This is a genomic window from Neobacillus drentensis (assembly GCF_036962765.1).
Taxonomy (GTDB): domain Bacteria; phylum Bacillota; class Bacilli; order Bacillales; family Cytobacillaceae; genus Neobacillus; species Neobacillus drentensis_C.
Window position 1 is genome coordinate 1 of the sequence record NZ_JBALOS010000333.1, and the last position, 6451, is coordinate 6451.

5 protein-coding genes are annotated in these 6451 nt (G+C 42.2%); 4 read left to right on the forward strand and 1 reads right to left on the reverse strand.

Features of this window, described 5'->3' with window-relative positions; all coding sequences use genetic code 11:
- Nucleotides 1-63: 63 nt before the first annotated feature.
- Nucleotides 64-1188 carry an NAD(P)/FAD-dependent oxidoreductase gene (locus V7137_RS28645; RefSeq protein WP_335701207.1) on the forward strand — a complete coding sequence of 375 codons (1125 nt, stop codon included), beginning with the start codon at nucleotides 64-66 and terminating at the stop codon, nucleotides 1186-1188.
- A gap of 85 nt (nucleotides 1189-1273) precedes the next feature.
- On the opposite strand, the gene V7137_RS28650 is transcribed toward V7137_RS28645, so the two are convergent.
- Complete coding sequence (locus V7137_RS28650; protein WP_335701208.1) at nucleotides 1274-1969, reverse strand: response regulator transcription factor; 696 nt, start codon at nucleotides 1967-1969, stop codon at nucleotides 1274-1276.
- A gap of 147 nt (nucleotides 1970-2116) precedes the next feature.
- On the opposite strand from V7137_RS28650, the gene V7137_RS28655 reads away from it, so the two are divergent.
- The 3 genes from V7137_RS28655 to V7137_RS28665 all read left to right on the forward strand — a co-directional run bounded on the left by V7137_RS28655 (nucleotide 2117) and on the right by V7137_RS28665 (nucleotide 6420).
- Nucleotides 2117-3064, forward strand: coding sequence for an alpha/beta hydrolase (locus V7137_RS28655; RefSeq protein WP_335701209.1), 948 nt, complete (start codon nucleotides 2117-2119; stop codon nucleotides 3062-3064).
- 31 nt (nucleotides 3065-3095) lie between these two features.
- Nucleotides 3096-4739, forward strand: a complete 1644-nt coding sequence (locus tag V7137_RS28660) for a flavin-containing monooxygenase (protein ID WP_335701210.1) — start codon at nucleotides 3096-3098, stop codon at nucleotides 4737-4739.
- Between the two features lie 598 nt (nucleotides 4740-5337).
- Complete coding sequence (locus V7137_RS28665; protein WP_335701211.1) at nucleotides 5338-6420, forward strand: inorganic phosphate transporter; 1083 nt, start codon at nucleotides 5338-5340, stop codon at nucleotides 6418-6420.
- Nucleotides 6421-6451: the final 31 nt, after the last annotated feature.

Here is a 6451-nt window from a genome sequence, read left to right on the forward strand (position 1 = left end):
CCGCCTGGAGCGGAAATCAACAGGCAGTTTTAACAGAGCCAAAAATAAAGAAATAGGTGTTATATGCAGAAAATAATTATAATTGGAGCAGGGATTCTGGGTGCATCTACTGCCTATCACCTTGCGAAATTAGGTGCAGTAGTGACTTTAGTAGATCGAAGCGACACCGGACAGGCGACGGATGCTGCAGCAGGAATTGTATGCCCTTGGCTTTCGCAGCGGCGAAACAAAGCCTGGTATCAGCTAGCTAAAGGCGGAGCTCGTTACTACCCAGAATTAATTGCTCAATTAGAAGCAGATGACGAGAAAGAGACAGGCTATCAACAGGTAGGTGCAATTTGTCTCCATATGGAACGGACCAAACTTGAACAAATGGCGGAACGAGCACGGAAACGTCGAGAGGATGCACCTGAAATTGGAGAGATAACGATTCTATCGCCCTCTGAAACAAAGCAATTATTTCCACCATTGTCTGAGCAATATGGTTCGGTTCATGTGAGTGGCGGAGCACGTGTAAATGGTAGAGCATTACGTGACTCGTTAATTCGTGCCGCGAAAAAGAATGGGGTAACGGTTGTAAACGGGAATGCGTCCCTCGTAATGGAGGGAAACCAAGTGCTGGGGATTAAAACTGAGGATAAAATGTATTGGGCAGATCAGGTAATTGTTACGGCAGGAGCGTGGTCGAGAGAGCTTTTACAGCCATTAGGTGTTCAGTTTTTAGTTAAGCCCCAAAAAGCGCAAATCGTTCACCTTGAATTGTCTGGAACAGATACGAGCCATTGGCCGGTGGTCATGCCTCCTCAAAATCATTATATCCTTACTTTTGATAATGGCAGAGTCGTTGTCGGTTCGACTCATGAAAATGAGGCTGGATTTGACACTCGTGTAACGGCTGGTGGAATGAATGAGATATTAAGCAAAGCACTTGAAGTGGCTCCAGGGCTTTCTGCATGTACATACCTTGAAACAAGAGTCGGTTTTCGGCCATTTACGCCAGGATTTTTGCCAGTCATCGGGGCGTTGCAAGGATTTGAAGGAATCTATGTTGCAAATGGTTTAGGGGCATCAGGGTTAACGAGCGGGCCGTATTTGGGTGCAGAACTGGCCAAATTTGTCTTGGGGAAACATACAGAAATAGACCCAATCAACTATAATGTGGAAGGAGCACTTTCACCAGAAGCATAAAAAATCAAAGCACCCATTTGGGTGCTGAGCCTTTATTGTTCTAATCAGGTCATATTTTCTCAGGAAATAAAGCGCTTTCAAAAAATTACGAAATGATTCCTCTTCGGAAAAGTTCGCCAATCGCATGGGAACGATTCTGGGCGCCTAGCTTTCTAATTGCTGTTTTTACATATTGTTTTACCGTTAATTCGCTGATTTTCATTGAATCTGCCATTTCCTTAGTACTTTCTCCCCAAGTAATTCTTCGCATTACCTCTAGTTCGCGCTTACTTAAGCCTTGTGGATCCTCCACACTATCAAATTTCTCCAAGAACTTTCCTATTTCTTTGCCATAAAGAGTTAAGGTGGAGAGGAGTTTATCATCTATCCTTGATTCTTTCTTGAACTCCGTGGTGCAAATGTATCCAATAATAACAGACCGGAAACAAATTGGTACCACGAGAATCGAATTTACACTCGATGTGTTGATGTATTTACTACTTGTTTGCTTTAAAAATTCAATTCCTGAACAATACTTCGCTTTCTTTTCATTAATCGCTGAATAAATAATCGATAGGGAACGGATATCATCCCGAATATCACCAATATGTATTATCCCATCAGAGGTCAATAAGATAATTCCTTCACCTAGAAAACCTAACGGAGAAAATCTAAATAAATAGGCATTCATGACGGGATAAAGCTCCATGTAAACCTCAAGAATTTTATATAATCTTTCTTCGTGGCACGTAGCTTCCTCTAGTTTTTGAATTTGATGCTGAAAGGTATACTGAGATGTCAAATTATCATCTCCTTTTTGGGGATATAGCACGTCTGAAATTAGGAATATTCAAATTATACAAAAAATTATAATCTTAAGATAGACTTTTAGGAAAATTCTTTTTCTATGAAAGTTGAAAAATCCCCATTTACGAAAGGAAGATGTTCTTTGGCCAATTTAGATCCGCAAGCAAAAGTTTATTTAGAAATGTTCAGTCAGATGCCATTAATCCAGACATTAGATGCACAGACCGTTAGAGAGATGTTTGCATTAGCCCCTCCTGTCGAGGTTGGGTTGGCACATCTTGCGAAGGTAGAGGACAGAATGATTCCTGTTGCCGATGATGCTGAAATTAAGGTTAGAATTTACACACCTGAAGGTCAAGGACCATTTCCACTGTTTGTCTATTACCATGGCGGAGGCTGGGTAATTGGTGATCTTGAGACAGCTGATCCAAGCTGTAGAATGATTGCGAATCGCACAGGAAGAGTGGTCGTTTCTGTAGATTATAGGCTTGCACCTGAATATAGATTCCCTATCCCTGTAGAAGACTCCTATGCAGCATTAAAATGGGTTAGTGAGAATGCTGCGGCATTAAATGGAAACGCTTCCAATCTTGTGGTTGGCGGTGACAGTGCAGGTGGAAATCTGTCTGCCGTCGTTTCGTTAATCGCCAAGGAACAGAATGGTCCAGACATTGCTGCCCAAGTCCTTATTTACCCAGTAACAGCCCTCGGATATGACACTAAATCATATGAAGAGTTTCAACAGGGCTATGGGCTTGATAGAGATTTAATGAAATGGTTTGGCAATTACTATATTAACAGTGAAGAAGAAACAAAAAATAAATATATTGCGCCATTATTAGCAGAGGATTTAAGTAATCTTCCGCCAGCTTACGTGCTAACTGCAGAAAATGATGTTCTGAGGGATGAAGGATTAGCCTATGCAGAGCGCTTAAAGCAAGCTGGGGTCATGGCTGAATCGATTATTGAACAAGGATTAGTGCATGGTTATTTTACGAATATGGCGGTATTTCCAGAACGAATTAAAGGATCTATTTCAAAATTCGCCAAGTTTCTGAGTGAAATAGACCAAAAGGTTGGCAGAGTTTAACGGATAAATTTGATGCGGGAGGAGGAGTAGGATGAAATCGACGAAACAATCGAATCATGTTGCTAATTATGACGCTGTTGTTATCGGGGCAGGGTTTTCAGGGTTGTATACGCTTCATCGCTTACGTGAGGCTGGTTTTTCTACCCGTGTATTCGAAGCAGGTGAGGGGGTTGGCGGTACATGGTATTGGAACCGTTATCCCGGAGCGCGCTGTGACTCGGAAAGCATCTATTATAACTATACTTTTTCTGAAGAACTCTACAAGGAATGGACATGGACTTCAAGATATCCTGAGCAGCCAGAGATACTAAGTTACCTTAACTTCGTAGCAACCAAATTTGATCTCTGTCGTGACATTCAGTTTAAGACGCGGATTACGGCTGCACATTATAACGAAGAGACAAATAGATGGCTGGTCTATTTAAATGATGGGACAAGTGTATCAGCAAAGTACTTCATCACTGGTGTAGGCTGTCTATCTGCGGCCAATGTACCAAACTTTAAAGGAATCAATAATTTTAAGGGTAAGTGGTACCACACAGGACACTGGCCGCACGAAAAGGTTGATTTTAAGGGCAAGCGTGTTGGCATAATCGGGACTGGGTCGACTGGTGTTCAGGCCATCCCTGTCATTGCTCAAGAGGCAGACCATCTTACTGTCTTCCAGAGAACACCACAGTATTGCGCCCCAGCGAGAAATCATCCCTACGATCCGGAATATATTCGGCAGGCTAAAGAAAACTTCAGCGAGATTAAACGGCAAATGCGTGAATCACAGGGCGGCCAGCCAGTTACATCACCTACTATGTCAGCACTAGAAGTTACACCAGAGGAGCGAGAGCGAGTCTATGAGGAGGCATGGGAGCAAGGTGGACTAGGACTTTTCTCGGCTTATTACGATATAACGATAAATGAAGCAGCCAATGAAACGGTGGCCGAATTTATCCGTACCAAAATCCGTCAGATTGTTAAGGACCCTAAAGTAGCCGAAAAGCTTTTGCCAAGCTATTTTTATGGGACTAAACGTCCAATCATTGACACGAATTATTACGAAACTTATAACCGAGACAATGTCACTTTAGTAGATGTAAAAAAAGCACCAATTGTAGAAATTACTCCAAATGGACTCCGGACCACGGATGGGGAGTATGAACTGGATACGCTCGTTTTTGCGACGGGATATGATGGTATGACAGGGCCATTGTTGAAGATCGATATTCGTGGGAAAGATGGGGTGTCACTGAAGGAGAAATGGGCAGGGGGAGCACAAACAAGGACCTACCTTGGAATTGCAAATGCTGGGTTTCCAAACATGTTCATGATTACTGGTCCAGAAAGTCCTTCCGTCCTAAGTAATATGCCTGTCTCCATTGAGCAGCATGTCGAATGGATCGCTGATTGTATCGAATTTATGCGCGATCAGGGTGTGGATACAATTGAGGTGAAGGTCGAAGCGGAAGAAGCTTGGAGTAAGCATTGCCGGGAAATAGCGGAATCTACACTCTTTACCAAAACGGATTCATGGTACACTGGTGCCAATATTCCTGGAAAACCACGTGGATTTCTGATTTATTTAGGCGGAGTCGGTGCTTATCGCCAAAAATGTACTGAGATTGCTGTCAATGGATATGAGGGCTTTACATTAATGTCCTCATCTCAGCCAGCATCCCGTTAATAGGTTTCAGAAACAAATAAACTTCGAAAGTTTACTGGCGGATAAGGTTAGTTTACTGGCGGATAGGGTGAGTTTACTGGTGGATAAAGTGAGTTTACTGGCGGATAAGTAGTTTACTGACGGATAAGGCGAGTTTACTGGCGGATAGGGAGTTAATTGGCGGATAAGGAGAGTCTTCGGACTCTTTTTTTGTTGGATGTGTAATAGGTTACTGTTGATTTTATGCAAGGTGATTGGAGCAGAAGCCGCGCAGTCTCCTGCGGGAAGTACGTGGCTGCGGAGACCCTTCAGGTGCATATGCGCCGAGGAGGCTCCACGGACCGCCCGCGGAAAGCGATGCTTCTTTAGTACCAATCAACAGTCAGGTTTAACAAAGCCTTTTTGTTAAAAAGTTGGCAAGTTGGTTTTATGAACAATTTTTAAATTTTTTAGAAAATTTAAAGACCTTTGAAATAATTATTTGATTAATGAGGTATAGAATTGTATAATTATCAACATATTAAATTATTCCTACCTGAATAGTGTGGATTATTGAAGTGGAAACATGAGCTAATAGTTTACCGGTATAATAGATAGGTGACATAAGGGGAGATTCTACATGGTTTGGACGTCTATTGCTTTTATTATTGCTTTCTTCTTCGCGATGAATATTGGAGCAAGTGGGACGGCAGCATCGATGGGATCCGCTTACGGTGCAGATGCCATTAAGAGTAAGCGTATGGCAATGTTGTTAGTGGCTGTGGCAGCATTTCTTGGGGCAGTGCTTGGTGGAGGAGAGGTTGTGAAAACAATTGGCGAGGGAATTATTCCTTCTAGTCTCCTATCGATTAAATTAGTCGTTCTAATCCTTGCTGGTGCTACGTTGACGTTATTTATTGCAAATATAATAGGGATTCCTTTATCAACTAGTGAAGTTACCGTTGGCTCAATTGTAGGAGCTGGGATCGCGTTTAAAAGTTTGTACATAAATAACCTGTTGTTGATTGTTTTATTTTGGGTGTTAGTCCCAATCGTCTCTTTTCTCATTACCCTTATCCTCGGAAAAATCATTGCTGCGGCTGAGAAAAGATGGGTTGGTTTAACGAAAAATGGAAAATGGAAAAAATGGCTGGCATTTTTACTTGTCGTGGGGGGCTGTTTAGAGGCCTTTTCAGCAGGGATGAATAATGTCGCTAATGCAGTTGGGCCGCTGGTTGGGGCCGGAATGATTTCCACGACTAAAGGAATCTGGATTGGCGGGCTATTCGTCTCAATTGGCGCTATTTTACTAGGGAACAGGGTTCTTGAAACAAATGGGAAAAAGATTACTAGACTGTCTTTACTAGAAGGAAGCGCTGTTTCCTTTACGGGAGGAACCCTCGTTATTGTGGCATCAATATTTGGACTCCCAATTCCGCTGACACAGGTAACTACTTGTGGAATTTTGGGTATAGGTGCTTCACAAAAGGGCTTTGGCATTTGGCAAAAATCTGTCATTCAAAGAATCCTTAAAGTTTGGCTTATCTCCCCGTTAGCTTCACTAGTTATTTCTTATGTCCTGATTAATCTTTTAGTGGAGATTAATATTTATAATATTTTCATCATTTTAAGCACATTAATTGCAACTTTGGGGTCATTAAGTCTTTCAGCGACCATCCGCAAGGAGAACAGCACCATTCATGATGATGGTGGTGGAATATAAATGAAAAGCTCTGTTGGAAGCTATTCAACAG